Source organism: Faecalimicrobium sp. JNUCC 81 (genome assembly GCF_053667625.1).
On record NZ_CM132203.1, the window covers coordinates 815,288 to 831,913 of the forward strand.

The 16,626-nt window shown below is 27.2% G+C and carries 19 protein-coding genes; all 19 read left to right on the forward strand.

Annotation, left to right across the window (positions count from 1 at the left end; all coding sequences use genetic code 11):
• The first annotated feature begins 2 nt into the window (after positions 1-2).
• Positions 3-200 carry a stage III sporulation protein AC gene (gene spoIIIAC, locus JNUCC81_RS04000; RefSeq protein WP_042271848.1) on the forward strand — a complete coding sequence of 66 codons (198 nt, stop codon included), beginning with the start codon at positions 3-5 and terminating at the stop codon, positions 198-200.
• A gap of 24 nt (positions 201-224) precedes the next feature.
• Positions 225-602: a stage III sporulation protein AD gene (spoIIIAD, locus tag JNUCC81_RS04005; RefSeq protein ID WP_242824042.1), complete on the forward strand. Its 378-nt coding sequence runs from the start codon at positions 225-227 to the stop codon at positions 600-602.
• A gap of 14 nt (positions 603-616) precedes the next feature.
• On the forward strand, positions 617-1,801 hold the full coding sequence (gene spoIIIAE, locus JNUCC81_RS04010) for a stage III sporulation protein AE (protein ID WP_454095403.1): 1,185 nt from the start codon (positions 617-619) through the stop codon (positions 1,799-1,801).
• Positions 1,802-1,813: 12 nt separating this feature from the next.
• The gene (locus tag JNUCC81_RS04015) at positions 1,814-2,398 is read left to right on the forward strand and encodes a stage III sporulation protein AF (RefSeq protein WP_208332102.1); all 585 of its coding nucleotides are present in this window, start codon (positions 1,814-1,816) and stop codon (positions 2,396-2,398) included.
• Positions 2,399-2,412: 14 nt separating this feature from the next.
• Complete coding sequence (locus JNUCC81_RS04020) at positions 2,413-2,961, forward strand: stage III sporulation protein AG (protein WP_454095404.1); 549 nt, start codon at positions 2,413-2,415, stop codon at positions 2,959-2,961.
• Between the two features lie 25 nt (positions 2,962-2,986).
• Positions 2,987-3,655, forward strand: coding sequence for a SpoIIIAH-like family protein (locus tag JNUCC81_RS04025; RefSeq protein ID WP_454095405.1), 669 nt, complete (start codon positions 2,987-2,989; stop codon positions 3,653-3,655).
• 140 nt (positions 3,656-3,795) lie between these two features.
• Complete coding sequence (locus JNUCC81_RS04030; RefSeq protein WP_042271866.1) at positions 3,796-4,158, forward strand: Asp23/Gls24 family envelope stress response protein; 363 nt, start codon at positions 3,796-3,798, stop codon at positions 4,156-4,158.
• A 78-nt stretch (positions 4,159-4,236) separates the two neighbouring features.
• The gene (nusB, locus tag JNUCC81_RS04035; protein WP_454095406.1) at positions 4,237-4,740 is read left to right on the forward strand and encodes a transcription antitermination factor NusB; all 504 of its coding nucleotides are present in this window, start codon (positions 4,237-4,239) and stop codon (positions 4,738-4,740) included.
• A complete protein-coding gene (locus tag JNUCC81_RS04040) occupies positions 4,721-5,701 on the forward strand; it encodes a Kae1-like domain-containing protein (RefSeq protein ID WP_454095407.1) in 981 nt (326 codons plus the stop codon). Before nusB ends, JNUCC81_RS04040 begins: the two co-directional genes overlap by 20 nt.
• 2 nt (positions 5,702-5,703) lie before the next feature.
• Positions 5,704-6,909, forward strand: coding sequence for an exodeoxyribonuclease VII large subunit (gene xseA, locus JNUCC81_RS04045; protein ID WP_454095408.1), 1,206 nt, complete (start codon positions 5,704-5,706; stop codon positions 6,907-6,909).
• Between the two features lie 2 nt (positions 6,910-6,911).
• The gene (gene xseB, locus JNUCC81_RS04050) at positions 6,912-7,127 is read left to right on the forward strand and encodes an exodeoxyribonuclease VII small subunit (protein WP_042271876.1); all 216 of its coding nucleotides are present in this window, start codon (positions 6,912-6,914) and stop codon (positions 7,125-7,127) included.
• 2 nt (positions 7,128-7,129) lie between these two features.
• Positions 7,130-8,017 carry a polyprenyl synthetase family protein gene (locus JNUCC81_RS04055; RefSeq protein ID WP_454095409.1) on the forward strand — a complete coding sequence of 296 codons (888 nt, stop codon included), beginning with the start codon at positions 7,130-7,132 and terminating at the stop codon, positions 8,015-8,017.
• Between the two features lie 9 nt (positions 8,018-8,026).
• Positions 8,027-8,464 (forward strand): divergent PAP2 family protein, encoded by a 438-nt coding sequence (locus JNUCC81_RS04060; protein WP_208332110.1) that lies wholly within the window; start codon positions 8,027-8,029, stop codon positions 8,462-8,464.
• A gap of 185 nt (positions 8,465-8,649) precedes the next feature.
• Positions 8,650-10,506: a 1-deoxy-D-xylulose-5-phosphate synthase gene (gene dxs / locus JNUCC81_RS04065; protein WP_454095410.1), complete on the forward strand. Its 1,857-nt coding sequence runs from the start codon at positions 8,650-8,652 to the stop codon at positions 10,504-10,506.
• A gap of 17 nt (positions 10,507-10,523) precedes the next feature.
• Positions 10,524-11,333 carry a TlyA family RNA methyltransferase gene (locus tag JNUCC81_RS04070; RefSeq protein ID WP_454095411.1) on the forward strand — a complete coding sequence of 270 codons (810 nt, stop codon included), beginning with the start codon at positions 10,524-10,526 and terminating at the stop codon, positions 11,331-11,333.
• Between the two features lie 95 nt (positions 11,334-11,428).
• Positions 11,429-13,093 (forward strand): DNA repair protein RecN, encoded by a 1,665-nt coding sequence (recN, locus tag JNUCC81_RS04075; protein WP_454096373.1) that lies wholly within the window; start codon positions 11,429-11,431, stop codon positions 13,091-13,093.
• A gap of 107 nt (positions 13,094-13,200) precedes the next feature.
• Positions 13,201-14,241, forward strand: a complete 1,041-nt coding sequence (locus JNUCC81_RS04080) for a SpoIVB peptidase S55 domain-containing protein (protein ID WP_454095412.1) — start codon at positions 13,201-13,203, stop codon at positions 14,239-14,241.
• A gap of 106 nt (positions 14,242-14,347) precedes the next feature.
• Complete coding sequence (gene spo0A, locus JNUCC81_RS04085; RefSeq protein ID WP_042271891.1) at positions 14,348-15,175, forward strand: sporulation transcription factor Spo0A; 828 nt, start codon at positions 14,348-14,350, stop codon at positions 15,173-15,175.
• Between the two features lie 126 nt (positions 15,176-15,301).
• Positions 15,302-16,576, forward strand: a complete 1,275-nt coding sequence (locus JNUCC81_RS04090) for a CCA tRNA nucleotidyltransferase (protein WP_454095413.1) — start codon at positions 15,302-15,304, stop codon at positions 16,574-16,576.
• The last annotated feature ends 50 nt before the right edge of the window (positions 16,577-16,626 follow it).

Here is a 16,626-nt window from a genome sequence, read left to right on the forward strand (position 1 = left end):
CTATGGATATATCTTTAATAATAAAGGTTGCAGGAATTGGTTTATTAATATCAGTCCTTAATATGCTTTTAGAAAAAACAGATAGAAAAGATTGGGCATCATTTACAACATTAGCGGGAGTAATAATTGTATTAAGTATGGTACTAGGGGAGATAGGTAATTTATTTAATGCAGTTAAAACAATGTTTCAACTTTACTAAAGAGGAGGAGATATTTTGGAAGTTATGCAATTAGTAGGGATTGCAATAATATCAACGACACTCTGTTTAGTAATAAAAAAGGACAGACCAGAAATAGCAATGTTTATAGCAATACTTACAGGAATAACAATATTATTATCAGTAATATTTAAGCTTAATTTTATAGTAGAAAGTATACAAGATTTGGCACAAAGAGCCAATATTCCTACTATGTACATATCTTTAATAATAAAATTAATTGGGATAGCATATCTTATGGAGTTTGCCATACAACTTTGTAAAGATTGTGGGGAAGGAAATATTGCCTCTAAGCTAGAGTTTGGAGGGAAAATAATAGTTATGACAATGTCATTTCCCATACTGTTATCAATTGTAGAAATGGTACTAAATATTATCCCATAGGAGAATGGTTACTTATGAAAAAAATATTTTCAAGCATAGTACTAGCCATACTTTTAGTATTTGGATCTTTTATGATTTGCTTTGCAAATGATAAAAAGGAAGAAAACTATGGTGAAACTAAAAAAAGTATAGATAAATATATTGATGGGCAATTAGAAAAGATAAATTTAGATGAAATACAAGGTTATATAAAAGAATCTACAGCTCTAGATAATGTAAGTCTAAAAACATTTATAAAAGAGCTTGTCAGTGGAGATAAAACGATGTTGGACTTATTTAACAAAGAGGGAATCAAGTTAATGATATTTGATGAAGTTAAGTCTAGTATAAAGGTAGCCACCATAATTTTGGTATTAGCATTATTATCATCAGTTTTAAAAAGTTTGGACAATTCTTTTTCATCAGGTGCAGTTAGTCAAATAACTACATATATAGTATTTATAACAATGGTCTCACTTACATTAATAGGATTTAAAGATGTACTTGAAATATGTAATAACACCATAAATTCAACCGTTGGTCTTATGCAAGTCATAATGCCGGTATTAATAACATTATTAGTATTAATTGGATTTCCTATCACATCGACAGTATTAAATCCAATATTTATAGGTGGAGTAACATTTATAAACGTTGTATTTAAAAACTTTTTATTCGTATCAATTGCAGTTGCTTTTGCAATTTTAGTCGTAAATAACTTATCTAAAAATATTAAACTAAAAAAATTATCATCGTTTATAAAACAAATAAATTTAGTGTCTTTAGGAGCGATGTTTACCATATATTTAGGACTTGTTTCAATGCAAGGTTTATATGTAACAAACATTGATAACTTTACAGTAAAGACAGCTAAATATGCTATAGGAAATTTTATACCAGTTGTAGGTGGATTTGTATCAGATTCAGTTGATATATTATTATCCTCATCTCAACTTATAAAAGGTGTATTTGGTGGATTAGGGCTTGTTTTATTAGTTGGAATTTGCTTAGTACCTGTAATAAAAATATTATCAATAATAGTTGTATATAAGGTTTCTGCAATAGTAGTAGAACCTATAGGAGAAGAAGGTATATCAAGCTTTTTAAATGAAGTTGCAAACTTAATGGTAATAATGCTTGCATGTATAATAGCTATAACAATAATGTTTTTTGTAACAGTAGCAGTATTAACTTCAATAAGTGTAGTAGCTCAAGGATAGAGGAGGGGCTATATGATAGATAACATAAAAATGTGGATTATAACCATTTTAATAGGAGCATTTATAGTAAATATAGTAAATATGATTTTGCCTGAATCTAAAATAAAGCCATATATAAATTTAGTACTTAATTTTATATTTGTGTTTATTGTACTAACTCCAGTAATAGGATTTTTTTCAAAGGATATTAGCCTAGAGGATAAAATATTGCAATCTATGAGTCACTATAATAAAGAATATGTAGATAGTATAAATACACTGGCTGATAAAACAGGCAATAATAGCTTATCAAAAGGATATGAAAATGGATTAAAAGATGTATTAAAACTTAAATTAGATGAATACGGTTATGAGCTTGATGATATAGAATTTAACGGATCAGAAATAGGAAATATTAAAGTAAAAGAAAAAAATAATAGTAATAAAAGTCAAAATGAGGACATACAATCTAATGAAAAAGAAAAATCTAAACAAGTATTTAAAGAAAAGGATGCACCAAAAGAAAAGGAGCATGAACTTAATCTAAATGAAAATAAGTTAAAAGAAGATTTAGTAAAAATACTTGATGTATCAATTGAAACTATAGAAATTGATTAATAGGGGTTGGGTGAATGTTTAAAAACTTAAATGAAAAAGATAAGAAAAAGATATACTCACTATTATCTTTAGGGGTTGTATGTGCAATAGCACTTGTTGTATTGCCAAGCTTTTCTAAAGATAACAAAAGTGAAGAAGAAAAAAATGCTAAAACTGATAAACAAGCAGAAGTATCCAAGGAAAATAAAAATGACGAGATAGAAACAAAACTAAAAAATATACTATCAAAAATAGAAGGAGCTGGAGATGTTGATGTAATGATAACATTTGAATCTAGTGAGGAGATTCAACCGGCATTTAACTCTAATTCAAACACAGAAAAAACGCAAGAAACAGATGCGCAAGGTGGAGAAAGAACAGTAACAACATCTAGCGAAAATAAAACTATGATAACATCTGGTTCAAATAACCCTGTAGTACTAAAAACCAATGAAGCTAAAATAAAAGGGGTTATAGTGGTATCAAGTGGAGCTAGTGATTCGCATGTTAAAGAAACTCTTTATAGCGCAGTACAAACAGCATTACAAGTATCAGGACATCAGGTAGAAGTATATACTAAATAATTATATTAAACTTGGGGGGATAAAAATGAGATTTAATTATAAGGGAAGAGGATTTGTAGTAATAAGTTTATCAGCAATGCTAGTTGTATTAGGAGTAGTTAATTATAAGTTCAGTCAAAAGTCTGTACTTGAAACATCTAAAGAAATGAAGGCATATGAACAAGCTCAAATGAAAAAAAATGAAGATAGCGAAAATAATAAAGAAGCTAAAAAAGAAGCAAGTAAAAAAGATGTAGAAGTTGAAGTGGTAGATAGTAAAACTAATAAAATAAATGAAAAAGCTACAGAAACTAGTAAGGAAATAAAAAGCCAATTAACATCAGAAAAAAATATGAAAAAAGCTACATATATATTAGATATGAAAATGACTAGAGAAAAACAAAGAAATGAGTTAACTCAAGATTTAAATGAAATGATAAATAATCCATCTACAACTGAAGAATCTAGAAAAGAAGCTTCATCAATGAAACTTCAATTAGTTAAAGATCAAGAAACGGAACTAAAAATAGAAAATTTACTAAGCGCTAAAGGATTTGAAGATGCACTAGTGTACATAAGCAGTGAAAATGTAAATGTTGTTGTAAATGAAGAAAAATTAGACAAATCAGATGCAGCTAAAGTATTTGACTTAGTAGCAGAACAAGCAAGTGTAAAATATGAAAATATAAAATTAATGAATAATAATCAAAATTAGAAATAAAATAATCCTAAATATCTTAAGAAAATATATAAACCTCAGAATATAACTGAGGTTATTTTCTTGCAAAGTTCATTTGTATTTGGTATTATTATACTTATAAAATAGTTCCTTAAAATAAGGGGGTAGTCTTTATCATGGAAAATAACAATTTTGGACAAGTGAAAATATCTAATGAAGTTATTGCTACTATAGCAGGACTTGCAGCTTTAGAGGTTGAAGGCGTAGAAACGAATACAACATTCACAGATAAATTACTTAAAAATAATGGCGTAAAAATACAAATAGAAGAAGAGGAAGTTAACTTAGATGTAATGGTTATGATAGACTATGGTGTATCTATACCTGACATAGCTTTTAAGATTCAAGAAAATGTAGCTAATACTGTTGAAACAATGACAGGATTAAAAGTTTCTCAAGTGAATATACATGTTCAAGGAATCAGCTTTAAAAGAGAAAAGGCTGAGAAAGAAGAAGCTAAGCAAATCAAAAAAAGTTAATACATACCCTCTGAAAAATCAGAGGGTTTTTTCTTGCTTAATGTGCGCATAATAGGAATTGAAGGAGGATTACAACCAATGAGAAACGATAAGGCAAAAAAAGTAACAAGTAGAGAATATATGATGAAATTAATATATCAAGCGGATTTAACTAAAGAAGATATGGGTGATATATTAGATAGTTTTTTAAATAATAACTTTGAATATATAGTTAATAGATATGAAGAACTTAGATTACAATACTCTAATAATCCGGAAATAGAACTTGGAACATTAGAATTAGAAAATGTAATAGATAAAGATTATATGAAAAATATGTGCGGTTACTTAAAAGAAAACAATGATAAAATAAATGAATTAATAAACAAATATGCTAAGAACTGGACAGTAGATAGAATGCCAAAGGTAGATGCATCTATATTAAAATTAGCTGTATGTGAAATTTTATTTGCTAAAGAAATACCAAATAAAGTTTCTATAAATGAAGCAGTAGAAATTTCAAAAATATACTGTGATGACAAAGCTCCTAAGTTTATAAACGGAATATTAGGAAGTGTTGTTAATGAACTTTCAGGAAAATAATATAATAATCGGAATAGATACTAGCTGCTATACAACTTCTATAGCAGCTATATCTTTAGGTAAAAAAGTAATTTTTAATAAAAAAATTATGCTAAAGGTAAAAGAAAATGGAAATGGGCTTAGACAAAGTGAAGCTGTATTTCAGCATATTAATAACTTAGGAGAATTAAGCTTGGAAATAAAAGAACTTACTAAAAACTATAATATAGTAGGTATATGTGTATCAAATAAACCAAGGCCAGTAAAGGGTTCATATATGCCAGTATTTATGGCAGGATATAATTTTGCAAAATTATCATCTAGTATGATGAAGTGCCCATTATACATAACTAGTCACCAAGAAAATCATATAGAATCAAGTCTTTTAACAAATGAAATAAAAAACAAAGAAAAGTTTCTATCTGTTCATATGTCTGGAGGTACTACGGAAATACTTTTGATAAATGAAAATAAAGATAAAACTAATTCAAAATATAGTATAGAGATAGTTGGTGGAAGTAAAGATATAAGTTTTGGGCAATTTATAGATAGAGTAGGTGTAAAGCTTGGATATAAATTTCCAGCTGGAAAATATATAGATGAATCTGCTATGAAATGTAAAGAAAAAATAAAACAGGGCCTAAAAACTTCTGTAAAAGAAGGTTATATGAATTTATCAGGTCTTGAAAATCAAATATATAAAATTATAAATGATGAAAGCGAAGAATATATATCTAAATTAGTACTAGATTCAGTCGTTAGAAATATGTATAAGTCTATATTATATATAATTGAAAAACATAATGTAAATGAGGTTGTATTTGCAGGAGGAGTATCGGCAAGTAAGTATATATCAAAAGAATTAAGCTTAAAGCTAAAAAAGCATAACGTAAATACATATTTTACAAAGCCTGAGTATGCAACTGACAATGGGATAGGATGTGCTATAATAGGCTTAGATAAGCAAATTTTAGGAGAATAAAAATGAAACTAAGAGCTTTAGATATAAGTGAAGCAAACTCATATATAAAAAGAATTTTAAGTAATGATCCAATATTATATAATTTAAAAGTTAAAGGAGAAATATCAAATTTTAAAGTACACACTAGTGGTAATGTTTATTTATCATTAAAAGATGAAAATTCTAAATTAAATTGTGTAATATTTAGAAATAACTATGATCCTACAATGAAGCTAAATAATGGGGTAAAAGTTATAGCTAACGGGTATATATCTGTTTATGAAAGAGATGGTTCATACCAATTATATATAAATAGTGTAGAGATAGAAGGAATAGGAAACTTATATATAGAGTTTAATAAGCTAAAAGAAAAGTTAAGTAAAGAAGGTTTATTTGATACAAAGTATAAAAAAACTATACCTAAAATTCCAAATTCAATAGGAGTTATAACATCGCAAACTGGAGCTGTTATAAGAGATATAATAAATGTTATAAAAAGGAGATACCCTAAGGTTAGCATTAAACTTTATCCAGTAAATGTTCAAGGTGATAGATCTAAGTATGATATATGCGAAGGTATTAAATTTTTCAACGAAAGAGATAATGTAGATACCATAATTGTTGGAAGAGGTGGAGGATCTATAGAAGAACTTTGGTCATTTAATGAGGAAATTGTTGCTAGAGCAGTATTTGAATCAGAAATTCCTATAATATCAGCAGTAGGCCATGAAACAGATTTTACTATATGTGATTTTGTATCTGACATGAGGGCGCCGACACCTTCTGCAGCAGCAGAGATAGCAACTCCATCACTAGATGATATAAATTATAAGCTTGAAAATATAAAAAACAGAATGAATAAATCATTAGTAAATAATATCCAAGTTAATGAATATAAATTAAATTCAACATTTGATAAAATAAATGGTTACCTAGAATCATACATCATAAGAGATAAAATTATACAATTAGACAAAATATATGATAAAATAAGTTCTGAGATAGAAAATAATATATATACCAAAACGGAAAAACTTTCAAATGTAGGAGCTATACTTCATAATCTAAGTCCACTTGCTACAATAGATAGAGGATATAGTATAGTTCAAAAAGATGGAGAAGTTATAAATAGTGTACAAGAATTAAAATTCAAAGACGATATAGATATAGTATTAAAAGATGGAAATATAGAGTGTATTGTAGAGAAAATTAAAAATAAAGAGGTATAAATATGAATTTAACATATGAACAAGCCTATAAGAAATTGGAAGAAATATTAGAAAAATTAGAATCTAAAGGCGCTAGCTTAGATGAATCATTAAGTTTATATGAAGAAGGTATCAGTCTTTATAAACATTGCAATAAACTTTTAGAAGATGCACAGCTTAAAATAAGTAAATTTACTCAATTGGGAATAGAAGAAGATTTAGATATGAGGGAGGAATAAACATGGAGTTTAAACAATCTCTAAAGGAAAGAGCTAATTATATAGAAGAGCTATTAAATATATATATGCCTAAAGAAGAAGGATATCAAAAGACTATTATGGAGTCTATGAATTATAGTTTAAGAGCTGGAGGAAAAAGGTTAAGGCCTATTTTGACACTAGAAGCATGTAAAATTGTAGGCGGTAATGAGAAAGATGCAATACCTTTTGCAGTTGCTATAGAAATGATACATACATATTCATTAATACATGATGATTTACCAGCACTTGATAATGATGATTTAAGAAGAGGAAGAAAAACTAACCATATAGTATACGGAGAAGATATGGCAATACTTGCAGGAGACGCTCTTTTAAACTATGCTTTTGAAATTATGCTTTCAAATTCAATAGAAAAGGAAAATCCTAGAAAATATTTAAAGGCTATAAATGAAATAGCAAAGTCATCGGGAATATATGGCATGATTGGTGGACAGGTAGTTGATGTTCAAAGCGAAAATAAACAAATACCTAAGGAAAAGTTAGATTATATACACAATAATAAAACAGCGTCAATAATAATTGGATGTATGAGAGCTGGAGCTATAATCGGTGATGCTAGCGAAGAAAATTTAGATAAGATAACAAAATATGCAAAAAATATAGGATTGTCATTCCAAATCGTAGATGACATATTAGACATAGTAGGTGACGAGGCAAAGCTAGGCAAAAAAGTTGGAAGTGATATAGACAATCATAAATCAACATATCCTTCTTTATTAGGTTTAGAAGAATCTAAAATAATTGCACATAAGTTAATAGAAGAAGCTAAAGATAATATAAAAGATATAGGGACTAATTCAGAGTTTCTAGTTGGCTTAGCAGATTATATAATAGATAGAGAATATTAAGGAGGATAAATGGACGTTTTTTCGGAGATTTTTAGCAACAGAGTTTTAGGAATAAGTATATATGCTTGTTTTTTAGCACAATTTTTTAAAATATTTACTGGAGAAGTTAAAAGAATTGATTTTTCAAGAATTTTTACTTCTGGAGGTATGCCAAGTTCTCATAGTTCCTTTGTAACAAGTCTAGCGACACTAGTAGGAATCGAACGAGGATTTAGTTCAACGGACTTTGCAATAGTAGCAGTATTTGCACTTATAATAATGTATGATGCGTCAGGTGTTAGAAGATCGGTAGGAAAGCAGGCTGCTATTTTAAATCAAATATTAGATGATTTACATCATAAAAAACATATAGAACAAAATAGATTAAAGGAGCTAGTAGGACATACTCCAAAAGAGGTTTTATTTGGAGCAATACTAGGAATTGTAACTGCCATAGTAATGTCTTAGTTTGAAAGAACATATACAATATGATATGATTTTTATATTTTAATATAGTTATAAAATGAATATAACTTAGTCAATACTAAGATATATTCATTTTGCGATTATGTAAAACTATGTAAAGAAAAAGTCTTCTCATAGAAGGCTTTTTTAAGTTAATAAAAATTTGATCAGTAAAAGGTGAGGATAGCATGTATAAATATTTAGATAAAGTAAATTCTCCAGATGATATAAAAGTTATGAGCATAGATGAAATGGATTTTTTAGCAAAGGATATAAGAAAATTTTTGGTAAGATCTATTTCTCAAACAGGAGGCCATCTCGCATCTAATTTAGGTGTAGTAGAGTTAACCTTAGCACTTCATAAAGTATTTAATAGTCCAAAAGATAAAATAGTTTGGGATGTAGGTCATCAATCTTATGTACATAAGATAGTTACAGGCAGAAAAAATGACTTCATATCTTTAAGACAATTTAATGGATTAAGTGGATTTCCAAAGGAGAATGAAAGTCCTCATGATATATTTGATACTGGGCACAGTTCTACATCAATTTCAGTAGCTGAAGGTATTGCATGTGCTAGAGATATAAAAAATGAAGACAGCAGTGTAATAGCAGTGATAGGAGATGGATCTATAACTGGTGGTATGGCCCTTGAAGGGCTTAATCATTTGGGATATACAAATACAGATATGATAGTTATTCTTAATGATAATGAAATGTCTATAGATAAAAATGTTGGTGGGATGTCAAAACATCTATCAAGCTTAATAAGAAATTCAACAATGAATAAAGTAAAAGATGAAGTTGAAAAAATATTAAGTGTAGCTCCAGGAGGGAACTTAATATATAAGACTGCAAATAAAGTAAAAGATAGTATTATAGATAAGTTTACACCTCAAGAATGTGCATTTTTTGAGTCTATAGGTATAAAGTATTACGGTCCAATTGATGGTCATAACACTAAAGAATTAATAGAAATATTAAAAAAGGTAAAAAATCGCAAAGGCCCAACTTTAATTCATGTAATAACTAAAAAAGGTAAGGGATATAGATACGCAGAGGAAGCACCTGATAAATATCATGGTGTATCAAAATTTGATATAAAAGAAGGAATAAAAAGTTCAGGTACGAAATCAATATCTTCACAAGTAGGTGAGAAATTAGTACAAATGGCAGCTAATAATGATAATATTGTTGCAATAACTGCAGCTATGCCGTCTGGAACAGGACTTAATGTATTTGAAAAAGTATATCCTAAAAGGTTCTTTGATGTAGGTATAGCTGAACAGCATGCAGCTACATTTGCAGCTGGACTTGCAAAAAATGGAATGAAGCCATACTTTGCAGTGTACTCTTCTTTCTTACAAAGAGGGTATGACCAACTTATACATGATGTATGTATAACAAAAAAACCTGTAACATTTCTTATAGATAGAGCTGGAATTGTAGGAAATGATGGAGAAACACACCATGGTATGTTTGATTTAAGTTACTTAAATATAGTTCCAAATATTATAGTAATGGCACCGAAAGATAGCAGGGAATTAAGTCTAATGATGGATTTATCTTTAGAATTAGATTCACCTTTAGCTATTAGATATCCAAGAGGAAATGCTTATGACATAGATTTAGGAGATTATAAGCCTATAAAATTAGGAAGTTATGAGGTTTTATCACAAGGTAAGGATATAGCAATATTAGCAATAGGGACTATGGTTAAACATAGTATAGAAGCTAAAAAAATGCTATCAGAATCGGATATAAACCCTACCATAGTAAATGCAAGGTTTTTAAAACCTATGGATGAGAAGATATTACACTCTTTATTTAAAGAATATAAAACTATAGTTACAATAGAAGACAATGTAGTTGTTGGAGGATTTGGAAGTAGAATAAATAAATTTGCTATTGATAATGGATATAAATCTAAGATAGTAAATATAGGTCTTCCAGAAGAATTTGTACCGCATGGAAATGCAGACGACATCTATGAAAGTATAAATTTATCACCAAGTAAAATAGCAGATAAAATAAAAAGTTTATAAACAAGAAAGGTAACTTCATGAAAAAAAGAATAGATGTATTATTAGTAGAACAAGGTCATTTTGAAAGTAGAGAAAGAGCCAAAAGAGCTATAATGGCAGGTCTTGTATTTGTTAATGATCAAAGATGTGACAAAGCAGGAGTAGATGTAAATGATGATGCAAAGATAGAAGTTAAAGGTAATCCAATACCATATGCAAGTAGAGGTGGATTAAAGTTAGAAAAAGCTATGAAAAACTTTGATTTAAGCTTAGAAGGTAAGGTATGTATGGATATAGGTGCATCAACAGGAGGATTTACTGATTGTATGCTTCAAAATGGAGCAGTAAAAGTATTTTCTATAGATGTAGGATATGGGCAACTTGCTTGGAAATTAAGACAAGATGAAAGAGTTGTTTGTATGGAAAGAACTAATATAAGACATGTAACCATAGAAAACACAAAAGAGTTTGCAGATTTTGCATCAATAGATGTTTCATTTATATCTTTAAAACTAGTTCTTCCAAAGGCAAAAGAACTTACATGTCCTGGTGGAGAAGTAGTAGCATTAATAAAACCTCAATTTGAGGCAGGAAGAGAAAAAGTAGGTAAAAAAGGTGTAGTTAGAGAAAAATCTACTCATATTGAAGTTATAGAAATGGTATCTAACTTTGCAGTAGAAAATGGATTTGAAATAGTAGGATTAGACTATTCTCCTATAAAAGGTCCAGAAGGTAATATAGAATACCTAATCCATTTAAGAAATGGAAATGAAGGATATACTTTTGATGGTGAAATTCATAGTAAAAAGATAGTAGAAGTTGTAGAGGCTTCTCATACTTTAGACTAAACAAATTAAAAATAACTAGATACTAACATACAAATTATAATATTTATAAATTGTATATAAAAAGAGGGGGATTTAATTTGATCCTTGAACTATATATGAAAAATTGTGCTTTAGTCGAAGAATTAAGACTAAGTATTGATGAAAATTTAAATATATTAACAGGAGAAACAGGTTCAGGAAAATCTATAATAATAGATGCATTAGGACTTTGTTTAGGTGAAAAATATGATAGATCTTTCCTAAGAAAAGGAACGGAAAAGGGATTAGTAGAAGCTATATTTCAATGTCAAAATGTTAACCTAAAACAAGTTTTAAATGAAAATGATATAGAATTAGAAGATGATAATTTACTAGTAATAACAAGAGTTATATATTCAGATGGAAAAAGTGTTGCAAGAGTAAATGGAAGAACTGTTAAAATGTCTATACTTAAGGATATATCAAAAACACTAATAGATGTTCATGGTCAACATCAAACTCAAGCGTTATTTAATAAAGAAACACATTTAGAATTTTTAGATTTATTTGGAGAAAATGAATTAGAAGAATTTAAAGTTGATTATAAAGATATATACCGTAAGTATAGTGAAGTTAAAAGATCATTAAATACACTAACTGAAAATAAAGATGATATGCAAATTCAAAGAGAAATTGATTTGTTAAAATTTCAAATAAATGAAATTGAAGCTGCAAATTTAAGTGAAAATGAATATGAAGAACTATTAAAACAAAGAGATGTTTATAGAAATAGCGAAAAAATATATAGCAACTTAAATTTAACTTATCAACATTTATATGAGGGAAGTGTAAATGCAGTTGATTTAATAGGAAATGCAGTTAGCGAATTAAGCTCTATATCCAGGTATGATAAAGCATTAAGTGATTACAATAATGATATAGAAAGAATAATGTATGAACTTCAAGATATATCTAGAGATATAAGAAATTATAAAGATAGTATAGATTTTGAACCATATGAATTAGAACAGATAGAGACTAGAGTTGATGAAATCAATAACCTAAGAAGGAAATATGGGGAAGATATAGAAGAAATATTTGAATATTATAATAAAACTAAAGCTAGATTAGATGAAATATTAAATAGAGATGAAAAAGTAGAAGAGTTAAAGTCAGAAATAATAAAATTAGAAAAAGTTCTTTTAGAAAAAGCAAATAATCTAACAAATGAAAGATTAAAAGTAGCATCAAAGTTAGAAGCAGTTTTATTAGACGAATTAAAAAGCTTAAATATGAAAAACGTAGTATTTAAGGTTAACTTTAAAGATAGTTCATTTACTGCAAATGGAAAAGACGATATTGAATTTATGATATCATTTAACTTAGGTGAAGATATTAAACCAATATACAAGGTTGCATCAGGTGGAGAGATGTCTAGATTTATGCTTGCATTTAAGACAATACTAGCAGATATAGATCAAATAGATACATTAGTATTTGATGAAATAGATACAGGTATAAGTGGAATAGCGGCTCAAATTGTAGGTGAAAAACTTAGTAATATAGGTAAGAAAAAACAAATTATATGTATAACTCATTTACCTCAGATTGCAGCAAATGCAGATACTCATTATTGTATAGAAAAAAGTACTTCAAATGATAGAACTTTTACCACTATAAAAAAACTTAATCATAATCAAAAGCGTGATGAGATAGCAAGACTTATAGCAGGAAGTAATATAACAGAAAAAACAATGGAACATGCCAGTGAAATAATAGAATTAGCAAAAAGAAGCCTCTAAGGCTTCTTTTTTATTTCTATTATATTAGAAAAAGTAATAATAAGGGAATAAATTTTTAATACCAAGGAATGCTAAATACATAAAATAGAAATCAGGGAGCGGGTAAAATGAAAAATATTAAAAGTAATAAATTAGTATTATTTATAGCATTATTTAGTTTTATATTTTTAGGGTTTAAGATAATAAATGAAAAATATATGCAATCTGGTATTGAAACACTAAATTTAAATGAAAATAATAAAAAAAAATATGTATATCCATTTGGAAAAATAGTTGGAGTTAAGGCTGATACAGATGGAGTATTAGTAGTAGGATATGAAGAAAATGATGTTGAATATATAGGAAGTATTAAAAGAGGAGATAACATAGTAAAAATAAATGGACAGAAAATAAAAAATACTGAACAAGTAAAAGAAATTTTAAAAGAAAGTAAAGAAGATAAAATAGAAGTAGTATTTGAAAGAGATAATAAATATTTGAAAGAAAATTTAAAACTAAAAAAAGAAAATGGAAAATCTAAATTAGGTTTATGGGTAAGAGATAAAATATCTGGAATAGGAACAGTAACATTTTACGACCAAGAAAATGATAAATTTAAGGCAATAGGACATGCTATTACAGATGTAGACACAAATGAATTACTAAGAATAAAACAAGGATACATATATAACCCCACAAGTCTTAAAATAATAAAGGGAAATGACAATAAAGTTGGACACATAAAAGGTGAATTTAGTACAGAAAGTCCAATAGGAAAGTTTTCTGAAAACTCTAATTTTGGAATAAGCGGAAATATGATAGGAAAAAAAAATAAATTTACACAATTAATAGAAGTAGGAAATTCTAAAGATGTAAAATTAGGAAAAGCATATATTTTATTTGAAGATGAAAATAGAAATATAACAAGTTATGATATAGAAATAAAGAGTATATTAAGTGATAAAAATAATGATAGAGATATGGTAATCCAAGTGATAGACCCAAAGTTGATTGATTATACAGGTGGAATTGTTCAAGGAATGAGCGGGTCACCTATAATACAAGATAATAAAATAATTGGTGCGATAACCCATGTTTTTAAAGATAATCCTAAAAAAGGATATGGTATTTTTATAAATGAGATGATAGAATTAGATAAGAGATATTAAAAAAAACAAAACTTGTAGAAGGAATATAATTTTAGTATGTCGAATATGCTTAGTAGTGAAAAACTTTTGATATTATTATATATAAAAAAGATAATATGTTTTATTAATGGGGGGAATTTTAGTGAACGAAAAAATTAAAATAGTTTTAGCCGATGATAATAAGGATTTCTGTCAAGTCCTAAAGGAGTATTTATCTAATGAAAATGATATAGAAATATTAGGTATTGCAAAAGACGGGATAGAGGCGTTAGACTTAGTACAAAGAACGCAACCAGATTTATTAGTACTAGATGTTATAATGCCACACTTAGATGGTTTAGGGGTTATAGAAAAATTAAATGCTATGAATATACCTAAAATGCCAAAAATAATAGTTTTATCAGCAGTAGGTCAAGATAAGATAACACAAAGTGCGATAAACTTAGGAGCAGATTACTATATAGTTAAACCTTTTGATTTTGTAATATTTATAAATAGAATAAGAGAATTAGTGTCAAATAGGGTAAGCCATATAGAAACAAAGCCTAAAAGTCATGCTGATATACAAATGACAAGAAGTGACTTTGTTAAAAATGTAGGAAATATAGAAACAGAAATAACTAATATAATACATGAAATAGGTGTACCAGCTCATATAAAAGGGTATTTATATTTAAGAGAAGCTATAAAAATGGTTATAGAAAATGTTGAACTTTTAGGAGCTGTAACAAAAGAATTATATCCTAGTATAGCTAAGAAGTTTAATACTACTCCAAGTAGAGTAGAAAGAGCTATAAGACATGCGATAGAAGTTGCATGGAGTAGAGGTAAGGTTGATACAATAAACCAATTATTTGGATATACAGTTCATAATACTAAAGGAAAGCCAACTAACTCTGAATTTATAGCAATGATAGCAGATAAATTAAGATTAGAACACAGTATGGTAAAATAATTATATAAAGAAAAAAGCCTTCTAGATAAAAGAAGGCTTTATTTATGCCTAAGTATATAAATAGTAAAACTACATAAAATTTATATAAAATACAGTGTTTTCATTATTGTATATAAGGAGAAAAATATGAAAATAAATCTACCTAAAAAAGTTGAATTTATAATTAATAAAATATATGAAAATGGATATGAAGCTTTTATAGTCGGTGGATGTGTAAGGGATTATATTTTAAATCTAGAGCCTAGTGATTATGATATAGCTACTAGTGCTACACCAAAGAAAATATTAGAAATATTTAAAGAGTATAAAACTATAGAAACAGGAATAAAGCATGGGACTGTAAGCGTCATAGTTAATAAAGAACTATATGAAATAACTACATATAGACTTGAAAGTGAATATGAGGATAATAGAAGGCCTAAAAGTGTAGAATTTACATCAAATATTTATCATGATTTAAAAAGAAGAGATTTTACTATAAATGCAATGGCATACAACGATAAAGTAGGATTAATTGATAAATTTGATGGAGTGAATGATATAAAAAGAAAAATTATAAAAACAGTAGGAAATCCAAATGAAAGATTTAACGAAGATGGATTGAGAATAGTAAGAGCTATTAGATTTAGCGCAAAATTGGGGTTTGAAATTGAAGAAAATACTTTAAATAGTATATATAAAAATGCGAGTATAATTAAAAACATAAGTATAGAGAGAATAACAGATGAATTTAATAAAATAATACTAAGTAAAAATCCTAAAATGATTATTACTTTATACGAAACTAAAATTTTAAAATATTTAGGTATTAAACTTGATTTAGATAAAGATGAAAAATATATATTTGAAAACAAACTAGATATATTATCTAAGTGTAGTGATAGCTTAGAAGAATGTTTAGTTATGTTAGAATATTTGATCATAAATAGAAAAGAAAATGAAGTTAGTTATGAAGAAGATAAAAGTATAATTAATTTACTTAGATACTCAAAAAAAACTATAGATAATTGTAATAAATTAATTGAAAATATGTTTTTAGATGAAAATAATACAGATGAAATAAAAATTAAAGAAAGGCTAAGGCAAATAGGGTATAGTAATTTAATTAAAGTTCTTAAGTTAAAAAGAATTTATTATAGCTATATTTTAAAAGACGATAATTGTAAATTAAAAGAAAAAAATAAAGTATTAGATACATATGTTAATACGATAATAAAAATAGAAAGAAATAAAGAGTGTTACACTATAAAAGATTTAAATATAGATGGAAAATTATTGAGAAATATTGGATATATGGGAAAAGAAATTGGTGAAAAATTAGAAGAATTACTTTATGAAGTTATGAAAAATCCAAATTTAAATAAAAAAGAAACACTTATAGAACTAGCTAAAATACAATAAAATTATGTCATAAAAGTTAATATAAAGTATAAAAAAATTTTAATATTAAA

Bases quoted from the DNA above. Each gene is read 5' to 3' on its own strand.
- spoIIIAC (WP_042271848.1), top strand. From the start codon at position 3: ATGGATATATCTTTAATAATAAAGGTTGCAGGAATTGGTTTATTAATA.
- spoIIIAD (WP_242824042.1), top strand. From the start codon at position 225: ATGCAATTAGTAGGGATTGCAATAATATCAACGACACTCTGTTTAGTA.
- spoIIIAE (WP_454095403.1), top strand. From the start codon at position 617: ATGAAAAAAATATTTTCAAGCATAGTACTAGCCATACTTTTAGTATTT.
- JNUCC81_RS04015 (WP_208332102.1), top strand. From the start codon at position 1,814: ATGATAGATAACATAAAAATGTGGATTATAACCATTTTAATAGGAGCA.
- JNUCC81_RS04020 (WP_454095404.1), top strand. From the start codon at position 2,413: ATGTTTAAAAACTTAAATGAAAAAGATAAGAAAAAGATATACTCACTA.
- JNUCC81_RS04025 (WP_454095405.1), top strand. From the start codon at position 2,987: ATGAGATTTAATTATAAGGGAAGAGGATTTGTAGTAATAAGTTTATCA.
- JNUCC81_RS04030 (WP_042271866.1), top strand. From the start codon at position 3,796: ATGGAAAATAACAATTTTGGACAAGTGAAAATATCTAATGAAGTTATT.
- nusB (WP_454095406.1), top strand. From the start codon at position 4,237: ATGAGAAACGATAAGGCAAAAAAAGTAACAAGTAGAGAATATATGATG.
- JNUCC81_RS04040 (WP_454095407.1), top strand. From the start codon at position 4,721: ATGAACTTTCAGGAAAATAATATAATAATCGGAATAGATACTAGCTGC.
- xseA (WP_454095408.1), top strand. From the start codon at position 5,704: ATGAAACTAAGAGCTTTAGATATAAGTGAAGCAAACTCATATATAAAA.
- xseB (WP_042271876.1), top strand. From the start codon at position 6,912: ATGAATTTAACATATGAACAAGCCTATAAGAAATTGGAAGAAATATTA.
- JNUCC81_RS04055 (WP_454095409.1), top strand. From the start codon at position 7,130: ATGGAGTTTAAACAATCTCTAAAGGAAAGAGCTAATTATATAGAAGAG.
- JNUCC81_RS04060 (WP_208332110.1), top strand. From the start codon at position 8,027: ATGGACGTTTTTTCGGAGATTTTTAGCAACAGAGTTTTAGGAATAAGT.
- dxs (WP_454095410.1), top strand. From the start codon at position 8,650: ATGTATAAATATTTAGATAAAGTAAATTCTCCAGATGATATAAAAGTT.
- JNUCC81_RS04070 (WP_454095411.1), top strand. From the start codon at position 10,524: ATGAAAAAAAGAATAGATGTATTATTAGTAGAACAAGGTCATTTTGAA.
- recN (WP_454096373.1), top strand. From the start codon at position 11,429: ATGAAAAATTGTGCTTTAGTCGAAGAATTAAGACTAAGTATTGATGAA.
- JNUCC81_RS04080 (WP_454095412.1), top strand. From the start codon at position 13,201: ATGAAAAATATTAAAAGTAATAAATTAGTATTATTTATAGCATTATTT.
- spo0A (WP_042271891.1), top strand. From the start codon at position 14,348: ATGGGGGGAATTTTAGTGAACGAAAAAATTAAAATAGTTTTAGCCGAT.
- JNUCC81_RS04090 (WP_454095413.1), top strand. From the start codon at position 15,302: ATGAAAATAAATCTACCTAAAAAAGTTGAATTTATAATTAATAAAATA.